The sequence below is a fragment of the Winogradskyella sp. J14-2 genome, assembly GCF_001971725.1.
Lineage (GTDB): Bacteria > Bacteroidota > Bacteroidia > Flavobacteriales > Flavobacteriaceae > Winogradskyella.
Map to the genome: position 1 here is coordinate 1297861 of NZ_CP019388.1, position 22136 is coordinate 1319996.

The window sequence follows — 22136 nt, forward strand, 5'->3', positions numbered from 1 at the left end:
TATCTTTATACCATTCTACATTTATCATATGACAACAAAGAATTTTTATTTTATTTTATATTTTTTAGTAATACCAATTACTTTATTTTCTCAGGTAGAAGAGGTAAGCCCACCAGATTTTATAAAAACCATAACCTTTAAAAGCAACACTACACAAGGTCAGTTACCGGTTTTAAAACTAGGCGAACCTTTAATCTTAGAATTCGATGCACTTAACGCCAATGAAGAGGACTTTTATTACATTATAGAACACTTTAATTTTGACTGGACACCTTCTATTCTTGCCAAAGCTGAATACCTGAGAGGGTTAGATAATCAGCGTATATTAGAATATTACAATTCTTTCAACACTTACCAAGTTTACTCTCATTACAAGTTACAGATACCAAATATTCAGACAAGAGGGCTATTGAAAAGTGGTAATTACATGATTTCTATATATGACGAATATGATGAACTGATGTTCAGCAGGAAATTTATGATTTACGAAGATTTGGTTAACGTTGGTGTTAGAGTAAAACGCTCAAGGGATGTTACAGTCATTGATGAAAAACAATCGGTTGACCTTACCATTTCAACAAATAGCATTAATTTTAACAATCCGCTCGAAACGATTAAAACGGTTATTATTCAAAACAACAACCTTAACACGTCAATATCAGATTTAAAACCACAATACACATTGGGTAACGAACTTATTTACCGTTACGATACAGAGTCTGCTTTTTGGGGTGGCAATGAGTATTTATGGTTTGAAAATAAAGACGTTAGAACCTCTAACGTTGGTGTACAGTTTATTGATTTAAAAGATATTTACCAAAGCTATTTATACACAAATATTCCCAGAGCAGGAAGACCTTACACTTACAACCCTGATCTTAATGGTGTTTTTCAGGTAACGGCAGCTGACAGATTAGACACCGATATTGAAGCCGACTACACTATGGTTCATTTTTCTCTCGCCCAAGAAAAACTTATAGGTAAGGATATACATGTTTATGGAAACTTTAATGCCTTTGCCATTGAGCCTTTAACCAAATTAGAATACAATGCCGAAAAAGGTGAGTACCAAACTAGTTTTAGACTAAAACAGGGATTTTATAATTACAAATACGTTGTGGTAGATAGCACAACTGGTGAGCTAGATGAGGGCGCTATTAGTGGCGATTATTGGCAAACCGAAAACAACTACAAAGTTTTAGTCTATTACAGAGATCTAGGCGCTCGGTTTGATAGACTTATTGGTTATGGCGAAGCTACCTCTGTAGATATTTCAAACTAAATTACCTCAGAAGACACAACACCTTTATAGGTGTCGTAACTCAATTTTTTATCAACCAACTTTCCTAAAGCATCATCAAAAGTAAGACTTTGCGCTATTGGCTTTGCGTACACATGAAGACTTATTGCTCTACTTTTAGTACTATTTCCTAAACTATGAAATACATCATGCCCTTCAGATTTAGTGATTTCATTTGGCCTTAAAATCTGAGATGATTTATATTCTAATTGCCCAGAATCATCCAACTCATAAAAATCCTCTTCTAACTCACCTTCTAAGAGATATACCCAACATTCTTCACCATTATGATTATGAATAGCCGTTTTTTGTCCCTTATCCCAACAAATTAAAATCAGCTCAAAATTTTTATCCTTATAAAAACAGTTTCTTGTATAATCATGGGGTTTCCAATGTTCTATTTCCGAAAAGTCTATATCCTGAAAATTAAAATTTAAGAGAATGTTTGTGTAATCTTTTTTAGAAGACTCCGTCAGTAAGTTAATGAGTGTATTAATGAGTGCTTGTGTTTTCAATATTTATTAAAATAATTCTTTAATACCGAAAAATAGGAATAAATTTATGCTATGCAAAATTTGAAATCAATCTAATGCAAAAAGATCTCGATATATTTTTAGAACTCGCCGAACAGTTATTGGTTGAAGAAAATAAACAGCCTGTAGCCAAAAAAATATCCACTTCTAAACTATACCAAACACTAGACTTATCTTTAGATGAAGATGGTATAGTTGATAATGCCCTAATTGGTAATCTAAAAAATATTATAAAAAGCACGCCCAAAACAGCTTCAAAATCCTTTTTTAATCAACTGTTTGGAGGAAGAATAAGCAAAGCAACTTTAGGGGATTTATTAGCCGTAATGCTCAATAACAGCATGTATACCTACAAGGTAGCAGGACCACAAGTTGGCATAGAAAAACAAGTTCTCAAAAACATCTCTAAACTCGCAGGATATCCAGAAAATAGTGATGGCACGTTTGCACCAGGAGGCTCCATGAGTAATATGATGGCACTTATTATGGCAAGAGATGCCAAAAATGAGTACATCAGATTAAAAGGTCTAACCTCAAAAATGATTGTTTACACATCTGCAGAATCCCATTATTCCATAGCAAAAAATGCAGCTTTAACTGGTATTGGACGCGAGCAGGTACGTCTTGTTAATACCAATGACAAAGGTGAAATGCAAGCCAGTCATTTAGAAACTTTGATAATAGAAGACCTCAAAAACCAACACATACCATTTTTTATAAATGCCACCGCAGGTACAACGGTTTTGGGTGCTTTTGACCATATTGATACTATCAGTAGTATGAGCAAAAAATATAAGCTTTGGCTTCATGTTGATGGTGCTTATTGTGGCGGAGTCATCTTCAGTAAAAAATATAAACATCTAGTCAACGGATTAGAACATTCAGATTCGTTTAGTATTAATGCACATAAAATGCTTGGCACACCGTTAAGTTGCTCTATTATTGTTACAAAACATCCTGAGCAACTGCACCATTCATTTTCTAACGAAGCTGATTATTTATACCAAACCGATGGCGATGATTTTAATCTAGGTAAAACCTCAATGCAATGTGGTAGACGCAATGACGCTCTTAAAATATGGACACTATGGAAATCCGTTGGCACCAAAGGATTAGAGAAAATTGTTGACAAGCAGTTTGAAATGGCTGAAGTTGCCAGAAAATACATCAAAAAAAACAAAGACTATAAACTTTATAGTTTTGATGATTCTATTTCTGTCTGCTTTAACTACAAGGATGTTGACGCTAAAGCACTTTGTACATCCTTATATGAAAACTCGGATCTTATGGTTGGTTTTGGGTCTTTTAAGGATGAGCAGTTTGTTCGTATGGTAACTATTAATAGCGTCTTGGAAGAAACTGATATTTTAGCATTTTTTAAAACTCTAGAAATGCATGTTAACGATAAAATGTTAAAAATATCTACCTCTTAGCTTAAAAATATGGCTTCAATGAAAATTTATTATATTTTAGCAGATACAACACACAGATAATCAATGGTACAACAAGTTACAAGCGGTATAAAAATTTCCGTAGAAACCAATTTTGAAGGCACTTTTTATAAAAATTATAAAGTGCATTTTGCTTTTGGATATAAGGTAACTATTGAAAACCAAAGTAAAGATTCTGTTCAGTTACATTCTCGCCACTGGAAAATCCTTGATGCCCTTAATAACGAAGAGATTATTGAAGGTGAAGGTGTTATTGGAAAAAAACCTGTACTTAAACCAGGTGAAAAACACACTTATAATTCTGGTTGTCTACTAACTTCTCCTTTTGGCGCTATGCAAGGCCATTATAATATGGTAAACTTTACCAAAGCTAGTAAGTTTAAGGTATATATTCCTTCTTTTAAATTAAGTGCTCCTTTTGCACTTAATTAGGTTTCGACTGCTCTTAACCTTACATATAATCTTTTATAAGATTAAACCTAAAAATCTTTCCTTCTTGTTCCACATTAAAAAACAAACAATTAGAGTAATGAACAAACTGATAATGTTCAGAAATATCAAAGCTATCATCATTCACTTTGTAAATGCCATCACAGTCCATATTTCCATAAGGTGAAATTCTTCTAAAACGGTATTCTGAATCGTGTCCTAAATCATGTAACTCAAACCAGGCACCTGCAGCAATACCACTCAGCCATTGCGCATGTTCTTCCTTAACTTCATTGTGTTTGGGCTCGAGCGTTCCAACCAAACTTGGATTATAGCCTTTGAGCCTATCTAAAAACAACCTTCTATTTTCTCTACTCACGGTAGATTTAAATTCAGATATAACACCTTTTTCATTTACCAAATGGACAAAATCTTCTGTATCAGCGATAACAACATTTCCAATGGTACTTGGTGTAAACCATTTAGATCGAATGAGTTTTTTCTTAATTTTCACATCTAAAACACCTGCTATTAATGCATCAGTTACAAACCTAGCACAATTACAAGCATCCTTTATAAATGCCGCATACCTAATAAAGCCTTTAGCTTGCATGGTATCGATATGATTTCGGGCTGACGCATAATCCACGGCATTACAAACCGATGCATACAAATGACCATCACCATGCGTCAATTTTGGATTGATAGCTAAAAACTCAAGAATTTCATCTAAATTTTTAATCGTATTGCCTTCTATTTTTGCTTTTACAGGAAAATGCAATTCAAAATCAGTCTCTCGTCCCCTTACACGTCCGTTAGGTTCTGAGGTGATGTAGCGTCCAAAATCGTGATACTCTAAAACACCTGTTTCTTTATGAATTAAAACCATGGCTGCATGACCAGCTCTCACATGATTTTTATTTCCGATTGAAAGGTATTTTAAATACTTAGAATACCATTCCTCTGCATGAGACACAATAGTTTCAGGATAAGCAAGGGTTAAAATAAAGGCATCATTTTTCAACATGCTTCTTTGTAGAAAATTTCGCTAGCAACTTACAAAAAATTATGCTTGTAAGTTTCACAGAACTATAACGTTTGAAACCAACTTTCTACTTTAAAAATTGTACCTTTGCACTTTCAAAAATTCAAACAAAAACAATCATATTATGTCAAAAGGATTCTTTAATGTACCTGTAGCGGTTAATGAGCCTGTAAAGTCTTATGCACCAGGTTCACCAGAGCGTAAAGCTGCAGCCGAAACTTACAAAGCTATGTTTAACAGCAAAGTAGAAGTCCCTTTATATATTAATGGAAAGGATGTAAAAACTGGAAACACCAGAACCATGTCTCCTCCTCACGACCACCAACATATCGTAGGTGAATACCATGTAGCTGAGCAAACTCACGTTGAAGAAGCCATTGCTACAGCATTAGAGGCTCGTAAGACGTGGTCTCAATTACCTTGGGAACAGCGTGCTGGTATTTTTCTTAAAGCTGCAGAGTTAATTGCTGGTCCATATAGAGCAAAGATTAATGCTGCAACTATGATTGCACAATCTAAAACAATCCACCAGGCAGAGATTGATTCCGCATGTGAGCTTATAGACTTTTTACGTTTTAATGTACAGTTTATGACTGACATCTACATGGAACAACCAGAAAGCACCAGCGATGCTTGGAACCGTGTAGAATATCGTCCGCTTGAAGGCTTTACTTATGCCGTAACCCCTTTTAATTTTACTGCAATTGCAGGTAACTTACCTGCTTGTATGGCATTAATGGGTAATGTGGTTGTTTGGAAACCAAGTGATAGCCAAGTGTATTCTGCTAAAGTAATAATGGATGTGTTTAAAGAAGCAGGTGTGCCAGATGGTGTAATTAATGTTGTATTTGGAGATCCAGTAATGATTACCAATACTGTTTTAGCTAGTCCAGATTTTTCTGGTTTACACTTCACCGGTTCTACATTTATATTTAAAGAATTGTGGAAACAAATCGGAGAGAACATTCACAACTATAAGACTTATCCTAGAATTGTTGGGGAAACAGGTGGTAAAGATTTCATCGTAGCTCACAAATCTGCTAATGCTAAACAAGTAGCTACTGCTATTTCTCGTGGTGCTTTTGAATTTCAAGGTCAAAAATGTAGTGCTGCGTCTAGAGCATACATTCCAAAAGGTATTTGGGCAGATGTTAAAAACTATGTGTTAGAAGACCTTGCTTCTTTTAAAATGGGTTCTCCTGAAGACATGAGCAACTTTATCACTGCAGTAATTCATGAAGGTTCATTTGATAAATTAGCTAAATATATAGACCAAGCAAAAGCTGATAGTGATGCTGAAATCATTGCTGGTGGTAATTATGATAAATCTAAAGGGTATTTTATAGAGCCAACAGTTATAGTAACTACCGACCCAAAATACACGACCATGTGTACAGAGTTATTTGGCCCTGTGATTACAATCTATGTTTACGGAGATGATGCCTATTCTGAGACTTTAAAACTTGTTGATGAAACAAGTGAGTACGCCTTAACTGGCGCGATTCTATCTACCGATAGATATGCTATTGAAGAAGCTACAAAAGCACTTCAAAACGCTGCCGGAAACTTCTACATCAACGACAAACCAACTGGTGCTGTTGTTGGCCAACAACCATTTGGTGGTGCCAGAGCATCAGGAACAAACGACAAAGCAGGTAGTGCTCAAAATTTATTACGTTGGGTGTCTCCAAGGTTAATTAAAGAAACATTTGTAACACCAACGGATTACAGATATCCTTTCTTAGGATAAGACTTATAATAATCTGAAATACAAATCCTTAAAAGCATAATGCTTTTAAGGATTTTTTTTGCTTTTAATAGAATATTACTGAACTATTGGTTGCTGACCTTATGAAACTTTGTATCTTTCAGTCTAAAACCAAAAAACCCATCAATATGAAGAAACTTTACATTTTATTCTTTTTAATTAGTCCTTCTTTAGTTATCGCTCAAATTTCTTTCACTTCGAGTATAACACCAGATTTATCAGCTTATGGTGAAGCAAATAATTATCCTGGTGAAGGTGAATATCAGATTTTTCTAGATACTGATGATGGTATTTTAGACAAACCTATCATTGTAGTTGACGGCTTTGACCCAACAGATTCAAGAGATATTCCTGGGTTATACAGTTTATTGGATTTTACTGGCAGTTCTGGTTCCCAAAACTTAGCAGACTTAGTTAGAGCAGAAGGTTTTGATGTTGTTATCTTAAACTTTCCTGTTTATGTAAGAGCTGCTGATGGCGCAACAATAGATGGCGGTACTGACTTTATAGAACGTAATGCCATGCTACTTGTAGAGCTTTTAGACATTATAAACACCTCAAAAGCTAGTGCCAGTAACCCTGAGCAAAATGTCATTATTGGTCCAAGTATGGGTGGATTAATATCTCGTTATGCCTTAAATTATATGGAAGCGAACATGCTAGATGCCGATACGAGACTATATATGTCTTTTGATTCTCCTCATCATGGAGCTAATGTTCCTATAGGTTTACAGCATCAATTAAATTTTCTTGCTAATAATGGCACACAACCCATTGCAGAGGTACAACCACTCATAGATTCTTTTTTAAAATCTGCTGCTGCAAGACAATTACTGGTCGATCATTTTGAAGCACATCTTCAATCTGGTAGTTCAGTAAATTTTGATGCCACGTTAACACTTCCACAAGCTCACCCATTTAGAACTCAGTTTGAAAATAACATCAATAGTTTTAATACTTCTGGTTTTCCCGAAAACACAAGAAACGTTGCAATAATAAATGGCAGTGGTATTGGTAGCTCATATTTTGCAATAGGTAATAGTGGTCCAACGGTTACCAATGGGTATTCAGTAATTAGCACTAGTTTTAATGTGCCTGCTGGTATATTTACAGCTATTGTAGATGTAGATATCAACTTTACACCAGCAGCTGGCATAACATCTACAGTAAGTGATATTTCTATTTCTCTTTTTGGAATAGAAGTAGAAGGATCTGAAGCAAGTAGCCAATCGTTCTCTTATTCTGACGGCTTAGATTCGGCACCTGGTGGACTTTTTGATTTGGCCGCGTTAACTGGCGATATTGCCTCTGGTGGTGGTACAGCAGGAGATTTTATAAATGCGCTTCAAATTGATAAATTTAGTTTTATCCCTTCGGTAAGTGCTTTAGCCTTAGAAATTACTGATGATGAAATAGATTGGCATCACGACATTAATCTAACTAGCCGAGGAACAACTAATATTACTCCTTTTGACAATACATTTTTACCAGATGATAATGAACCTCACGTTCAGTTAACAGAGGATAATGTAAATTTTGCATTAACAGAAATATTAACTCCTCCACTAGCAATTTTAGATAATGAGGCTATAACATTTCAATTAGAAGAAAATCCTGTGAGAAATGAATTGGTACTATTAACGGATAGAGAATTAAATGCATCAATACAAGTCATAGATGTTTCAGGAAAGGTAGTTTATAACACATCAATGTTATTGAATAATAGAACTACAATTCCTATAAATCTAGCTTCAGGGTTTTACATATTGAATGTAAGCGCAGAAAACAATACTAGCTTCACAACTAAGTTTGTTTCTAACTAATCTAATTTTAGCATAAAAAAGAGGCTGTCTAAAAAGTCTGAAAATCTGTCATTCTGAATTTATTTCAGAATCTCAATAAGCAGATTTTTAGTTTTTTTTGAGTTTGAAACCAGTTCAAATTGACAAAACACTGACTTTTTAGACAGCCTCTTTATTTAGTTATGCTTAAGTGGTAAATGAATCACTTTTTTAGTTTCAAAGAATTCTTCTTCAAAATAATCTGATAATAGATAGGCTTTAACCGCAGAATATGGCTTTAATTCTTCGGTTAGATCGCCTCCTTTTAGATACAGAATACCATTTTTTAATTTATTTCGTCGTTTTTTGGTGGTTTTACCTTTTACCCATTTGGTAAATTCTGGCATGGCTGTTACTGCTCTACTGACAATAAAATCATATGTTTCGTCAATAGCCTCTACTCTACTATGTGTTGTTCTTACATTCGTTAACTCAACTGCCTCACAAACCGCATTAATAACTTTTAATTTTTTATTAATACTATCTACCAAATGAAATTGACAATTAGGAAACATAATGGCCAAAGGCACGCCAGGAAAACCACCTCCAGTGCCTACATCTAAGATTGAGGTATCATCTGCAAACTGAATAACCTTAGCAATGCCCAAAGAGTGCAGTACATGTCTAAGATAGAGTTCCTCTATATCTTTGCGCGATACCACATTTATTTTTGAATTCCACTCTTTATAAAGTGTTTCGAGAGCTGCAAATTGCCTAATTTGATGTTCTGTTAAATCAGGAAAATATTTTAGAATTACATCCATCTATTTCAATTTGTGCAAAAATAACTATTTTAGTGTGCATAATTTAACGCCTTATGCTAAGGCTTCGTTTTATTTATTAATTATCTTTGGCAACCTATAATTAACGTAATCCCTTTTCGTTATAGATAAAAATAGTTTTATGGCTCAACAAACCTTATCATTTTCTCGTGTCGACTCTGCAAAGTTTTTTAGAACTTTAAATAAGCGTGTAAACAATTATTTTAAAGAAAATAACATAAAAAGAACAGGTAATTGGCAACTTTGGTTAAAAACAGTTGTTATGTTTGCTATCTTTTTAACACCATATTTTTTACTACTTACTTTAGATATTCCTACCTGGGCGCAACTACTGTTAACAATTGTAATGGGTATAGGTATGGCCGGAGTTGGCATGAATGTAATGCACGATGGTAATCACGGTTCGTTCTCTAACAAAGAATGGGTAAACCGTTTAATGGGTAGCAGTATCTATATTTTGGCAGGTAATGTATACAACTGGCAAGTACAGCACAATGTTCTTCATCATACTTATACTAATATTCATGGCCATGACGAAGATTTAGAAGCTGGTAGGATTTTAAGATTTTCTGAACATGCAGAGTGGCACAAGCATCATAGATTTCAACATTACTATTCTATTTTCTTATACGGATTACTTACTATCAACTGGGCTATTACCACAGATTTTCAGCAAATGAAGCGCTACATGAAACGCAAACTGTCTTACGGCAAATTTCCTAATCCAATTGTTAATTGGAGTAAATTGGTGATCTCTAAATTGGTTTATGTCTCGATGTGGATTGTTCTTCCAATACTTTTAACTGATCTGGCCTGGTACGAAGTATTAATTGGATTTTTTATTATGCATTATGTTGCTGGTCTTATACTGAGCGTTGTTTTTCAGTTAGCACATGTCATGGACGAAGCTGAAATGCCTATGCCAGAAAAGGATGGCACCATGAAGAATACATGGGCAATTCATCAGCTTAAAACTACGGTTAATTTTGGTGCTAAAAACTGGTTAGTAAACTGGTATACTGGTGGTTTAAATCATCAGGTAGAACATCATATTTTCCCTAATATAAGTCACATCCATTATGGCAAAATAGCTAAAATTGTGAAGGATACTGCAAAAGAATTTAATTTACCCTACAAAGAATACGAAACCACAAGGAAAGCAATAATTGCGCACTTCAGATTTTTGAAAGAAATGGGTACACAACCAGCAATGCAAGCATAATTCTATTACTTTAGCACATGAACCAACTTTCTGATAGAATTAACAATCTATCGACTTCAGCAACCCTAGCTATGGCTGCAAAAGCCAGAGAACTCAGAGCAGAGGGTAAAGATATTATTGGGCTAAGCCTAGGCGAACCAGATTTTAACACACCAGATTTTGTCAAAGAGGCAGCCATAAAGGCTGTAAATGACAACTACAATAGTTACACACCTGTTGACGGTTATGTAGAACTAAAAGATGCGATTATCACCAAATTTAAACGCGATAATGGTTTAGATTATACCAGATCTCAAATTGTAGTATCTACTGGCGCTAAACAAGCTTTATTTAATATTGCCTCTGTAATGCTTAATGACGGTGATGAAGTTATTTTACCATGCCCATATTGGGTTAGCTATGCTGATATCGTAAAATTAAATGGAGGAGTTCCTGTTGAAGTAAAAACAGATATCAGCAACGATTTTAAAATGACAGCTGAACAATTAAGAGCTGCCATTACTCCAAAAACTAAAATGATTTGGTACAGTTCACCCTGTAACCCAAGCGGTTCTGTTTATAGCAAGGATGAGCTTAGAGCTATTGCAGATGTTTTACAGGAGTTCCCTAATATTTATGTAGTTTCTGATGAAATCTATGAGCATATCAACTTTATTGGTGGTCACCATAGCATGGCTCAATTTAATGATATGTACGATAGAACAATCACTGTAAATGGTGTCTCTAAAGCCTTTGCTATGACAGGTTGGAGAATCGGTTATATTGGTGCGCCAGACTGGATTGCAAAAGCTTGTAACAAAATGCAAGGCCAAGTCACTAGTGGAGCAAACTGTATTGCACAGCGCGCAGTGATTGCTGCTTTAGAAGCTGACCCTTCCAAAATTCAATATATGATAGACGAGTTTAAAGAACGTCGTCAATTAATTTTAAACTTATTAGAAGGAATAGAGGGTTTTAAAACTAACCAGCCAGAAGGAGCATTCTACGTCTTCCCAAATGTGTCTGCATATTTTGGAAAAACCATCAAAGGAAAAACCATTAATAATGCAACTGACATGTCATTATTCTTATTAGAGGAAGCTTTAGTTGCTACAGTAACTGGTGAAGCTTTTGGAAATAAGGATTGCATACGTATATCTTATGCTGCATCGAAAGAACAGATTACTGAAGCCCTTAAAAGAATTAAGGAGGCTTTGAATTAAGTTATGTCTCATTAAATTTATTGAATTATTTCTTTTAACTTGACCAAATTGAGTTCTAAAATAAAAGAAAGACTCATAATAGGAGGGATTTTTACAACACTTTTTGTAGGTGGATTTCTTCATAACAAAACTCATTTTGATGAACTTTCTGAATTTGGTGAAATTACAGAAGCTACAATAATTAGTTTTAGATACAGAAGTGATGCCAGATATAATTTAACTTTCGAATATTATGTAGATGGTAAAAGATATATTAGTTCGGAGGCTGTTTCTTTTTTTAGATGCAACGAAACAGATAATGACAACAAAGGTTGCATCGGCAAAATATTTAAATTAACATACTCTAACAAAGATCCAAATGTTTGCGAAATTGATTTAGGCAAGTACAATTGGACTAAAGGTTATAAACCACATTGAATAACTTGATAAACTATAAAAAAGCCATTACACAAATTCTGTGCAATAGCTTTTCTTTTACAATGCAAATAGCATCCAAATCCAAATTCTATTTGTTCAATAGGTTAACAACTGTATTATACCACCTCTTGAAGCAAGAAAGACAGCTACAAGAATCAAAAAAAGAATTATTGTCACCACTACCACTTTTGCCATTCTAATCCTATGCTCTTCTTATAATTGTTTAGCTATTTTACCAAGCTGCTTCTTAGATGCCTTTGGCAGGTTATACTCTGTATTACCGGCATCATAACTACCTAAAGTGTTTCTAAGCTTTTTTCGTTTAGAAAGAAGATTAAGATTATTCTTAATACTTGTTGACATGTAACTTGCAGACATCGCTTCTTAGTTTAAAATTATAGTATAGATTACTGGCAGTTTGTATGTGCACATTATTCGTAGGAAATAAAAGATATTAAAAATATCAGTTAGAGTAAAAAAAAGTAAGCTGTATGAATTAGAAAATAGCGATTAAAGCTATCACAAATAGGAACAACTTTAATATTGCAGCTACGTGGTCTACTTTGCTCAATTGTGAAGCCTTAACACGTTGTCTAATTCCGAACACAGATTTTGCAGTAGACTTACTAAAATTGTGCTTTACAATAGATTTGTAACTAGAATTTAACAAACCATTTGATGTGTAATGTGATACCGCAATGGGTTCTGGTAAAGATTCTAATTCTTGATGTAATACTAATTCCATGATTGATAATTTTTAATTGGTTACGTAAATACGACGCTATACAAGTAAAAATGTTACACTCACTATCACTACAATCGCTTGGTTTTGAGCATATAAAACTTAAAAACTAGTAGTAAAATTATAGGCTGGCTAAATTCTAAAAAAATTAAAATTTTATCTGTTTCTCCAGAAAAAAGGTGTTAGTATTATCAGTACAGTAAATAATTCTAGTCTACCAATCAGCATTAAAAAAGAAGCCCACCATTTCCCTAGAGGTGGTAAACCAGCATAATTATTCACAGGTCCGAAATCACCAAGTGCTGGCCCAACGTTACCTAAGCTCGAGGCTGATAAGCCTATTGCAGATTCAAAATCTATTTGAAACATTGAGAACACTAGAGCGCCAATAATAAACGACAGCATATAAAGAATAAAGAATCCTAACACATTAAATACAATATCTTTAGAAATAGATTTTGTATTATATCTAACTGGTAAAATAGCATTGGGATGCAATGAACGCTTAAATTCTAAAAAACCGTTCTTTATTAAAAGTAGGTGTCTTACCACTTTAACACCACCAGAAGTACTACCAGCAGAGCCACCCAAAAACATTAAACCAAAGAAAAATACCGTTAAAAAAGGCGTCCATAGGGTATAATCTGCAGTAACAAAACCTGTAGTTGTAACAACTGCCAATACTTGAAACAGCGCATGACGTAGAGCACTTTCTCCTTCTCCCAAAACCATAGGATGTGCAATAGTAGATTGAGAAACATCTGCTCTAAAATAAATTAAAATCGCAGCGATCATGGTAAAGATAGCTATGAATTTAAAATATAATTTAAACTCATCATCCTTAATGATTTTGGTAACATTACCTTTAAAAAGATAGTAACTCAGTACAAAATTGGTACCAGCCATGAACATGAAGAAAATGATAATATATTGTATTGCTGGGTTATCATTCCAATACGCTACACTAGCATTTTTAGTTGAAAAACCTCCTGTAGACAAGGTACTTAATGCATGATTGATAGCATCAAAAAACGACATGCCTGCAACTTGCAACAAAATTGTTTCGGCTACTGTATACCCAAAATATATAAGCCATAATCGTTTTGCTGTATCTGTAATTCTTGGGTGTAATTTATCTCCTCCAGGACCAGGCGCTTCTGCTGCAAACAACTGCATACCACCTACTCCTAATAACGGTAGTATGGCAATGGCAAGCACGATGATTCCCATACCTCCTATCCAATGGGTCATACTTCTCCAAAACAATACACCTTCTGGTAGCACTTCAATATCATTAATAATGCTTGCACCAGTGGTTGTGTAGCCAGACATGGTCTCAAAAAATGCTTCTGTAAACGTTGGCATAGATTCCGTTGCCAAGTAAGGCAATGTGCCACTTAAGGACATCACTATCCAACCAAAGGCTACAACTATATAGCCTTCTCTTTTATTCATCTCTTTACTGTGGTTTTTAGTGCCATACATAGCAAGACTACCGATTAGTAAAGTAAATAAACTGGCTAAAAACAAATTTAAGGTTACACCATCTTTATAAATAAGACTAATCAGCGTTGCCAACATCATAAAACCACCATTGAAAAGCAAAAGCAATCCAAAAAAATGGAAAATAATTTTATAATTGAGTCGAATTATAGACATAATACTAATTAAGAGAAAAAGGCCTCGACCTCAGAAATAGAACGCGGTAAACAACAGACAACAACTCTATCTCCAGCTTCAATTTTAAAGCTTCCCAGAGGAATCATACCTTCTCCATCTCTAATAACACCACCGAAGATAGCCGATCTTGGAAAATTTAAATCCTTAATAAGCCTATTTGTTATTTTAGAATTAGGCTTTACCACAAATTCTAATAATTCAGCATTCATATTGGTAAGCTTGGTCATAGCCACAACCTCACCCTTTCTTATATATCTAAAAATATTGTTTGCTGCTAAAAGCTTTTTGTTAATTAGCGTATCTATACCAATAGATTGCGAGAGCTGGTAGTAATCCATATTTTCTACCAAGGCAATTGTTTTTCTAACACCCTTTGATTTTGCTAACAGACAAGACATAATGTTAGTTTCTGAGTTGCCAGTAACAGATATAAATGCGTCCATATCTGTAATATTTTCTTCTTCTAAAATTTCCACATTTCTACCATCACCGCAAATAATAAGTGCATTTGGAAGTCGGTCTGCTAAATCCTCTGCCATAGACTGCCTGTTTTCTACAAGCTTTACATTAAACTTACTTTTACAAAGGTCTCTTGCTGTTTTAAAACCAATTTTACTTCCTCCAAGAATCATTACATTTTTTATATCAGTCTTTACTTTTCCAGAGAGTTCAAATAATTCTGCATCTCCGCCTTTAGAAGTCATAAATACCACTTTATCACCTTCTTTAAATTGTGTATCACCTCGCGGAATGATGGTATATTGCGTTCCGTAACGTTGAATTGCAATGGGTATAAAGTGTAACTCAGAATAGATTTCTGCTGCCTCCTTTACAGTTTTTCCTACGAACTTTGCGGTTCTAGAAAGCCTTAAGCCTAACATAGTCAGTGCACCTCCCTCAAATTCGTAGGTATCGTTAAAACCATATTGGTTTAGTAGTAGTTCTATCTCTGATGCGGCTAAAGACTCTGGTGAGATTAACTCGTCTATACCAAACTGTGAAAAACCAATGGTTTCTTTTTCATCAATAAACTCAGTATTAGATATTCTGGCAATTGTACGCTGAGCGCCGAGTTGTTTTGCCAGCACACATGCAGTAATATTTGTGGTCTCTGAGGATGTAACAGCTATAAACAAATCTACCGACTCGATACGCGCATCTCTTAAGATAGAAATTGAGGTGGCATCGCCTTTGATTGTTTTTATATCCAGATGCTCACCAGCATAGGTTAAGTTATCCTTTTTGGTGTCTATTAGAGTAATTTCTTGAGACTCGTAGGATAAAAGTTTAGCTAAATGAAACCCTACCTCTCCTGCACCTGCGATAATTATTTTCATCTATATTTTATTCAAAATAACGTACAAATATAGTAAGAAGTAATAAGTTAATATGCTATTAAGATTTAAACTTAAAAGTTATCTGTAATCTGTAATAGCTTGAGAATTGTTTTAATTAGTATTTTGTGGATTTTGAAACGAAAAAATTCATGTATTTTTGCAAAAAAATTTTAATGGCTGATAAAGTTAAACCGTACAAAAACAGTGACGCTTCTAAAAAAGAACAAGTCACCGAAATGTTTGACACCATTTCTAACGAATATGACGGACTAAATCGTGTTATTTCCTTTGGTATAGATGTAAAGTGGCGAAATAAAGTTGTTAAAATCGTTAGTCAAAAACAGCCTGAACGTATCCTAGATATTGCTACTGGCACAGGAGATTTAGCTATAAGTCTTACAGCAACCCATGCTAAAGAAATAATTGGCTTAGACATAAGCAATGGTATGTTAGACGTTGGAAGAAAAAAAATTGCTTCGAAAAAGTTAGAAAATATTATCTCTATGGTTATTGGTGACTCCGAAAATCTGCCATTTGAGGATAATACCTTTGATGCAATTACCGTTGCTTTTGGTGTTAGAAATTTTGAAAACTTAGAAAAAGGACTTTCCGAAATACTAAGAGTATTGAAGCAAAATGGAATTTTTGTTATTTTAGAAACTTCGGTGCCAACAAACCCTATTTATAAATTTGGGTATAACATCTATTCTAGATTTATTTTACCAACTATTGGCAAATTATTTTCAAAAGATAAAATAGCATACAATTACCTAAGTGAGTCCGCTTCTGTTTTTCCTTACGGTGAGGAGTTAAACAATATTTTGAGAAAAATTGGGTTTATTAATGTCAAAGATCAACCACAAACAATGGGTGTGGCAACAATATACACAGCATCTAAAGCATAGTTATGAGGAAAATTTTTGTTTTCTTAACATTCATAATATTAACACAATCTATTAAAGCACAGCTTTTTACAAAAGAAAAAGTAGCTAACAACATAGATAATCTTGACCAAAAATTCTTGTCATGGGGTTATTTCTTAGGTTTTAATCAATACGATTTTAAGTTTGAGTACGAAGAAAACCTTGACGACATATTGGTAGACAACACCTTTGGATTTCACTTAGGCCTCATTGGTGACATGCGTATTAACGATTACATGAACCTAAGGTTAGAACCTGGTGTGTTTTTTACTACAAGAAACTTAATGTATAATGAAAGTTATTTTGCAGGTACAGATTTTAATGATGCTGACTTATTGCGAGAAGTAAAATCTACTTACATTCATATTCCTCTATTACTAAAAGTATCTACTAAGCGAATAAATAATTTTAAACCATTTATTGTTGGTGGTTTTTCTACAGCTTTAAACCTTTCTAGTAATCAAGACAACCCAGATGACAACAGTGCTGGCGAGTTTAGAATGAAAAAAAACACCTATTTCTACGAAATTGGTTTTGGGATAGATTTATATCTACTTTACTTTAAGTTTACACCTTCAATTCGTGGTGTTTTTGCAATAAATGACGAAATTGTTAGAGATACAGACCCAAACAGTCCTTGGACTGGTAATGTTGCTAAAATGCAAACCAGAGGCATCTTTATCAACTTTACATTTCAATAGTTCGTCTTCTAAACTCACTTAAAACGATAGCTGCAGCGTTGGCAACGTTTAGGCTCTCTGTATCCTTACCAATTCCAAATTGAGGAATTGTTATTTTTTTATCTATTATTGAATTTATTGTTTCTGAGATACCATTTGCTTCATTACCAAAAACAATGAGAGCTTCATTTGGTAGGTGAGCATTGTAAATACTTTCCCCATTCATATAAGTCCCAAAAACACTAACCTTTCTGTTTTGTATAAATTTTGAAAGCTCTGTGTAAGTAATATTAACTCGCGTTAAAGACCCCATTGTAGCCTGTACTACTTTAGGATTATAACAATCTACAGTGGAATTACTACACACCATATTTTTTACTCCATACCAATCACAAAGCCTAATAATTGTGCCTAAATTTCCAGGATCTCGCACATCATCTAAGGCTACAATCAATCCTTTGTCTTCTACTTCAACTGGCTTCGGAATCTCAAAAACTGCCAATGCAGTATTTGGGTTTTTTAAAGCTGAAATTTTTCTTAGTTCATTGCCAGAGATCTCTATAATTTGATTTTTTGGCGCACTAAAGATTTGTTTAGTAGTATATAATTTGCTGAGTTTAATATTAGAATTTAAAAATTCTTCAATGCCTTTTACACCCTCTACAGTGAACAACTCTAACTGCTGTCTATATTTTTTTTGACTTAAACTTTTAATTACCTTTATTTCTTGCTTAGTAACCATTAAAATGTATTTACTTTTGTTGTGCTAATTACAAAGTAAACCTTTTTTGGACTAATTTTTGTTTATAGCAACCAATATCAAAAAAATCATACATTAAATAAGCTTGCAAATTCAATCTTCAATAGTATCAAAATGTTTTAAAGTACTGTATTGCACTTTATTTTTGGTTTTTATCTTGTTTCTTAATTCGTGTAATGTAGTTAAACGTGTAAAAAACAAAGAACATTTAATTACAAAAAACACAATAATAGAAGACGGCAAGGCTGTTAAAGAAGAACGTATTAACAACATTATTCTTCAGAAAACCAACTCTGGCATGAACAGTTTACTAGGCTTTCCGCTAAAACTCCATGTCTATAACTTAGCCAGACCTAACATAGACTCAATTATAGAGGCCAAAATACTAAGTGACACTTCTAAAGTGCGATGGAAAACAAAACTACTATCTAAAAAACAATTTGATAGAGAAATAGAAGCTAGAAAAATATTTAATAGCTGGCTAAAACGTACAGGTGAAGCACCTGTAATCTATAATAAAGACAAAACAGAAAAGACAACAATTAACCTAAGAAAGTACTATTACAGCAAAGGGTGGTTTAATAATGAAGTAACTTTTGAGGTTGATAAGGACAGTAACAAAAGAGCTGAAGTTACCTATAAGGTTACTAAAAACAAGCCTTATTTTTTAGACTCTTTAAAACCCATTATCAGCAGCCCTTTAATAGACACTCTATATCCTAAATTTATTAAGGGCACATTACTAAAAAAAGGGCAGCAATACGACGAACAAAATTATGAAGATGAACGAGAACGAATAAACTATTATTTAAGAAATTCTGGCTTCTACTATTTTGCTCAAGATTATATAAGGTTTGAAACTGACACGATAGACACAAACCACAAAGTTAACACAGACCTCATCATAGCAAACAGATCTATACGTACCGAAGACTCTACAAGAACAGAACCTTTTAAAATCTATAAAATAAAAGAGGTTAATATTTTTACCGACGAAAGTTTTAACAATCAAGATAAAGCAATTTCAGACACTACCGTATACGATAACTATAATCTTTACAGCAAAGAGAAATTAAGATTTAGACCAAAAGCACTTACAGATGCTGTTTTTATAAACAAAGGAGACATCTATACCGACTTAGCCCGAAGCAGATCCTTAAGCTATCTCAACGATCTACAAATGTTTAGATATCCAAGCATAGAATATTTAGAAAATCCTGTAGATACCACCCTAACCGCAAATATATACTTAGAACCTAGAAAAAAATATGCGCTAAGCTTAGATTTAGATGTATCGCAAAGTAATATACAAACCATTGGTTTTTCTGTAACACCTGGCTTAAAAATTAGAAATATTTTTAGGGGTGCCGAAACCTTAGAAATAAGCGGTATCGCCGCCATAGGTGCCTCTAAAGACGGTAGTGACGACGATGACAGCTTCTTTGACATTAATGAGTTTGGTGGTAATATAAGACTTACTATTCCACGTTTATTTACACCATTTAATACCGATCGTATTATACCAAAATACATGTCGCCTAACACAGCCATAAACCTTTCTATTACCAGCCAACAAAATATTGGTCTAGATAAACAAACTCTATCAGGACTTTTAAGCTATAATTGGTCGCCTTCCAGAACTGTTACCAACACCTTAGAGCTCTTTAATGTTCAGTTTGTAAAAAACCTAAACACAAGCAACTACTTCGGTGTTTACACAAACTCATACGGTAGACTTAATAATATTGCCCAAAATATTGGTTACATAAACTCTAATGAAAACTTAACCATCCCAACAGAAGCCGATCAATTTATTAACGATGTACTAGGCGGAAACACAGCTTTAACCTCAGCAGATGAAGACTTTATTACCGTAAATAATATTGAAGAACGCAAACAACGTCTAACAGAAAATAACCTTATTTTCTCATCAAGCTTTGATTATAAAAAGGATAGACGTTCAAGCATTTTTGATAACGATTTTTCTGTTTTTAAATGGCGTGTAGAATTAGCAGGTAATTTACTCTCAAATCTTTCTGAAATCTTTGGTGTTCCAGAAAATGAAAATGGTGACTATGAGGTTTTTGATGTGGTGTTCTCTCAATATTTTAAAACAGAAATTGACTACATTAAATATTTTGACTTAGGCAATAACAATGTGTTTGCATTTAGGAGTTATGCAGGTATAGCAATACCTTATGGCAACTCTAATAGCATTCCTTTTGCAGAAAGTTTCTTTGCTGGCGGACCAAACGATAACAGAGCATGGACAGCCTACAACTTAGGACCAGGAAGCTCAAATACAACTAACGAGTTTAACGAAGCTAACTTTAAAATTCACTTAAGTGCAGAACAGCGTTTTAGCCTATTTGGCGATTTAAGAGGTGCACTTTTTATAGATGCAGGAAATATTTGGAATGTACTAGACAACGTTGAAGATAACAATGCAACTTTAACTGACTTAAATTCTCTAAAGGATATTGCTGTAGGCTCAGGCTTAGGCCTTCGTTACGATTTTAACTTTTTTGTGCTTCGCTTTGATACTGGTTTTAAAACCTATGACCCATCGCAGAATGAAGGAAATCGATGGTTTAGAGATTATAACTTTAGAAATGCCGTGTACAACATTGGTATTAATTATCCTTTTTAGAAAAATAAGCAATTTTACCTATATCGTTTTCGGTTTTTATCTTCTAAAACACTCAAAAAGATGCCTAAAATTATGTATTTTTGAGAACTAATTTTCAATCATAAAAACATGAGTCACAATATCAAACCTGGAGTTGCAACAGGAAGAGAAGTTCAGGAAATTTTTAAATTAGCTAAAGAAAAAGGGTTTGCTCTACCAGCCGTTAATGTTATTGGTTCAAACTCCATAAATGGTGTTTTAGAGACCGCCAAGGCTTTAAATGCTCCAGTAATTATTCAGTTTTCTAATGGAGGTGCGCAATTCAATGCTGGCAAAGGCTTAGGAAACGACAACCAAAAAGGCGCCATTGCAGGTGCTATTGCTGGCGCAAAACACGTACATCACATGGCCGAAGCTTATGGAGTTCCTGTAATTTTGCACACAGATCACTGCGCAAAAAAACTATTGCCATGGATTGATGGGTTATTAGATGCCAGTGAGAAACATTTTAAAGAAACAGGAAAACCACTTTACAGCTCTCATATGATTGACTTGTCTGAAGAGCCCATTGAAGAAAATATAGAAACTTGTAAAAAATACTTAGCTCGTATGAGCAAAATGGGAATGACCCTAGAGATTGAACTTGGTATTACTGGTGGTGAGGAAGATGGTGTTGATAATAGCGATGTAGATGCCTCAAAATTATATACACAGCCAGAAGAAGTGGCTTATGCCTATGAAGAGTTAAGTAAAGTTAGTGACCAATTTACTGTTGCCGCAGCTTTTGGTAATGTACATGGTGTGTACAAACCAGGAAATGTAAAGTTAACGCCTAAAATCTTAAAGAATTCTCAAGAATATATTACAGAAAAATACAATGTTGGTCATAACCATATCGATTTTGTATTCCATGGTGGATCTGGTTCTACCGTAGAAGAAATAAGAGAAGCGATAGGTTATGGTGTTATAAAAATGAATATAGACACTGACATGCAATGGGCATTCTTAAGTGGTGTAAGAGATTATGTACAAGATAATCGCAACTATCTGCAAACCCAAATTGGTAATCCTGATGGTGACGATGTACCAAATAAAAAGTACTACGACCCAAGAGTTTGGTTAAGAAAAGGAGAACAAGCTTTTGTTGAGCGTCTTAAAAAAGCATTTGAAGACTTAAATAATGTAGATACCTTATAATTAAGTAAGCAATATTTTTAAAACCTATCAATGCTTTTTTTTAGCTTTGATAGGTTTACTTATTTTAATAATTACATGGCACAACTACTTTTGAGTTTAATTAATTAATAGTAATTTTGTCTCAACTAACTAGTAAACGTTTATTTTAGATACTGCCATTTTGGTTTATCTAAAATTGCAACACTAAAATCGTAAATC

20 protein-coding genes are annotated in these 22136 nt (G+C 34.0%); 12 read left to right on the forward strand and 8 right to left on the reverse strand.

Annotated features, from left to right (window positions below):
- Nucleotides 1–28 precede the first annotated feature (28 nt).
- Entirely contained in the window at nucleotides 29–1282 is a 1254-nt protein-coding gene (locus tag BWZ20_RS06085) for a DUF5103 domain-containing protein (protein WP_076617729.1), read from the forward strand.
- Here BWZ20_RS06085 and BWZ20_RS06090 read toward each other — a convergent pair.
- Nucleotides 1279–1815 carry a cysteine dioxygenase gene (locus BWZ20_RS06090; RefSeq protein WP_076617731.1) on the reverse strand — a complete coding sequence of 179 codons (537 nt, stop codon included), beginning with the start codon at nucleotides 1813–1815 and terminating at the stop codon, nucleotides 1279–1281. The two genes, BWZ20_RS06085 and BWZ20_RS06090, sit on opposite strands and share 4 nt — an antisense overlap.
- Before the next feature lie 74 nt (nucleotides 1816–1889).
- Between BWZ20_RS06090 and BWZ20_RS06095 the strand changes: the two genes are divergently transcribed.
- Together BWZ20_RS06095 and apaG are read left to right on the forward strand one after the other, a co-directional pair.
- Nucleotides 1890–3266, forward strand: coding sequence for a pyridoxal phosphate-dependent decarboxylase family protein (locus BWZ20_RS06095; protein WP_076617733.1), 1377 nt, complete (start codon nucleotides 1890–1892; stop codon nucleotides 3264–3266).
- 63 nt (nucleotides 3267–3329) lie between these two features.
- Nucleotides 3330–3716 carry a Co2+/Mg2+ efflux protein ApaG gene (apaG, locus tag BWZ20_RS06100; RefSeq protein WP_076617735.1) on the forward strand — a complete coding sequence of 129 codons (387 nt, stop codon included), beginning with the start codon at nucleotides 3330–3332 and terminating at the stop codon, nucleotides 3714–3716.
- Nucleotides 3717–3735: 19 nt separating this feature from the next.
- Here the strand turns inward: apaG and BWZ20_RS06105 are convergent, their stop codons facing one another.
- The gene (locus BWZ20_RS06105) at nucleotides 3736–4740 is read right to left on the reverse strand and encodes a DUF6695 family protein (RefSeq protein WP_076617738.1); all 1005 of its coding nucleotides are present in this window, start codon (nucleotides 4738–4740) and stop codon (nucleotides 3736–3738) included.
- A gap of 142 nt (nucleotides 4741–4882) precedes the next feature.
- Between BWZ20_RS06105 and pruA the strand changes: the two genes are divergently transcribed.
- Nucleotides 4883–6508: an L-glutamate gamma-semialdehyde dehydrogenase gene (gene pruA / locus BWZ20_RS06110; RefSeq protein ID WP_076617740.1), complete on the forward strand. Its 1626-nt coding sequence runs from the start codon at nucleotides 4883–4885 to the stop codon at nucleotides 6506–6508.
- Between the two features lie 146 nt (nucleotides 6509–6654).
- Entirely contained in the window at nucleotides 6655–8349 is a 1695-nt protein-coding gene (locus BWZ20_RS06115; RefSeq protein WP_076617743.1) for a T9SS type A sorting domain-containing protein, read from the forward strand.
- Nucleotides 8350–8504: 155 nt separating this feature from the next.
- Here the strand turns inward: BWZ20_RS06115 and rsmG are convergent, their stop codons facing one another.
- A complete protein-coding gene (gene rsmG, locus BWZ20_RS06120) occupies nucleotides 8505–9131 on the reverse strand; it encodes a 16S rRNA (guanine(527)-N(7))-methyltransferase RsmG (RefSeq protein WP_076617746.1) in 627 nt (208 codons plus the stop codon).
- A 139-nt stretch (nucleotides 9132–9270) separates the two neighbouring features.
- Between rsmG and BWZ20_RS06125 the strand changes: the two genes are divergently transcribed.
- The 3 genes from BWZ20_RS06125 to BWZ20_RS06135 are packed head-to-tail and all read left to right on the forward strand — an operon-like array spanning nucleotide 9271 to nucleotide 11990.
- Nucleotides 9271–10371, forward strand: coding sequence for a fatty acid desaturase family protein (locus BWZ20_RS06125; RefSeq protein ID WP_076617749.1), 1101 nt, complete (start codon nucleotides 9271–9273; stop codon nucleotides 10369–10371).
- A gap of 17 nt (nucleotides 10372–10388) precedes the next feature.
- Nucleotides 10389–11573, forward strand: coding sequence for a pyridoxal phosphate-dependent aminotransferase (locus tag BWZ20_RS06130; RefSeq protein WP_076617751.1), 1185 nt, complete (start codon nucleotides 10389–10391; stop codon nucleotides 11571–11573).
- A 48-nt stretch (nucleotides 11574–11621) separates the two neighbouring features.
- Entirely contained in the window at nucleotides 11622–11990 is a 369-nt protein-coding gene (locus tag BWZ20_RS06135) for a hypothetical protein (RefSeq protein WP_157358336.1), read from the forward strand.
- 213 nt (nucleotides 11991–12203) lie between these two features.
- Here the strand turns inward: BWZ20_RS06135 and BWZ20_RS15260 are convergent, their stop codons facing one another.
- The 4 genes from BWZ20_RS15260 to trkA form a co-directional block, all read right to left on the reverse strand.
- On the reverse strand, nucleotides 12204–12368 hold the full coding sequence (locus BWZ20_RS15260; protein ID WP_157358338.1) for a hypothetical protein: 165 nt from the start codon (nucleotides 12366–12368) through the stop codon (nucleotides 12204–12206).
- Between the two features lie 118 nt (nucleotides 12369–12486).
- Nucleotides 12487–12735 (reverse strand): hypothetical protein, encoded by a 249-nt coding sequence (locus BWZ20_RS06140; RefSeq protein WP_076617757.1) that lies wholly within the window; start codon nucleotides 12733–12735, stop codon nucleotides 12487–12489.
- 153 nt (nucleotides 12736–12888) lie between these two features.
- Nucleotides 12889–14391, reverse strand: a complete 1503-nt coding sequence (locus tag BWZ20_RS06145) for a TrkH family potassium uptake protein (protein WP_076617759.1) — start codon at nucleotides 14389–14391, stop codon at nucleotides 12889–12891.
- Nucleotides 14392–14399: 8 nt separating this feature from the next.
- On the reverse strand, nucleotides 14400–15749 hold the full coding sequence (trkA, locus tag BWZ20_RS06150; RefSeq protein ID WP_076617762.1) for a Trk system potassium transporter TrkA: 1350 nt from the start codon (nucleotides 15747–15749) through the stop codon (nucleotides 14400–14402).
- 173 nt (nucleotides 15750–15922) lie between these two features.
- Here trkA and ubiE point away from each other — a divergent pair, with 173 nt between their 5' ends.
- Both ubiE and BWZ20_RS06160 read left to right on the forward strand, forming a co-directional pair.
- Nucleotides 15923–16654 (forward strand): bifunctional demethylmenaquinone methyltransferase/2-methoxy-6-polyprenyl-1,4-benzoquinol methylase UbiE, encoded by a 732-nt coding sequence (gene ubiE / locus BWZ20_RS06155; RefSeq protein WP_076621274.1) that lies wholly within the window; start codon nucleotides 15923–15925, stop codon nucleotides 16652–16654.
- 2 nt (nucleotides 16655–16656) lie between these two features.
- The gene (locus BWZ20_RS06160; protein ID WP_076617764.1) at nucleotides 16657–17373 is read left to right on the forward strand and encodes a porin family protein; all 717 of its coding nucleotides are present in this window, start codon (nucleotides 16657–16659) and stop codon (nucleotides 17371–17373) included.
- On the opposite strand, the gene BWZ20_RS06165 is transcribed toward BWZ20_RS06160, so the two are convergent.
- A complete protein-coding gene (locus BWZ20_RS06165) occupies nucleotides 17360–18094 on the reverse strand; it encodes a TrmH family RNA methyltransferase (RefSeq protein WP_076617767.1) in 735 nt (244 codons plus the stop codon). The genes BWZ20_RS06160 and BWZ20_RS06165 overlap by 14 nt on opposite strands.
- Nucleotides 18095–18269: 175 nt before the next feature.
- Here BWZ20_RS06165 and BWZ20_RS06170 point away from each other — a divergent pair, with 175 nt between their 5' ends.
- Together BWZ20_RS06170 and fbaA are read left to right on the forward strand one after the other, a co-directional pair.
- The gene (locus tag BWZ20_RS06170) at nucleotides 18270–20762 is read left to right on the forward strand and encodes a BamA/TamA family outer membrane protein (RefSeq protein WP_232217144.1); all 2493 of its coding nucleotides are present in this window, start codon (nucleotides 18270–18272) and stop codon (nucleotides 20760–20762) included.
- A 108-nt stretch (nucleotides 20763–20870) separates the two neighbouring features.
- Entirely contained in the window at nucleotides 20871–21938 is a 1068-nt protein-coding gene (gene fbaA / locus BWZ20_RS06175; RefSeq protein ID WP_076617770.1) for a class II fructose-bisphosphate aldolase, read from the forward strand.
- Nucleotides 21939–22136: the final 198 nt, after the last annotated feature.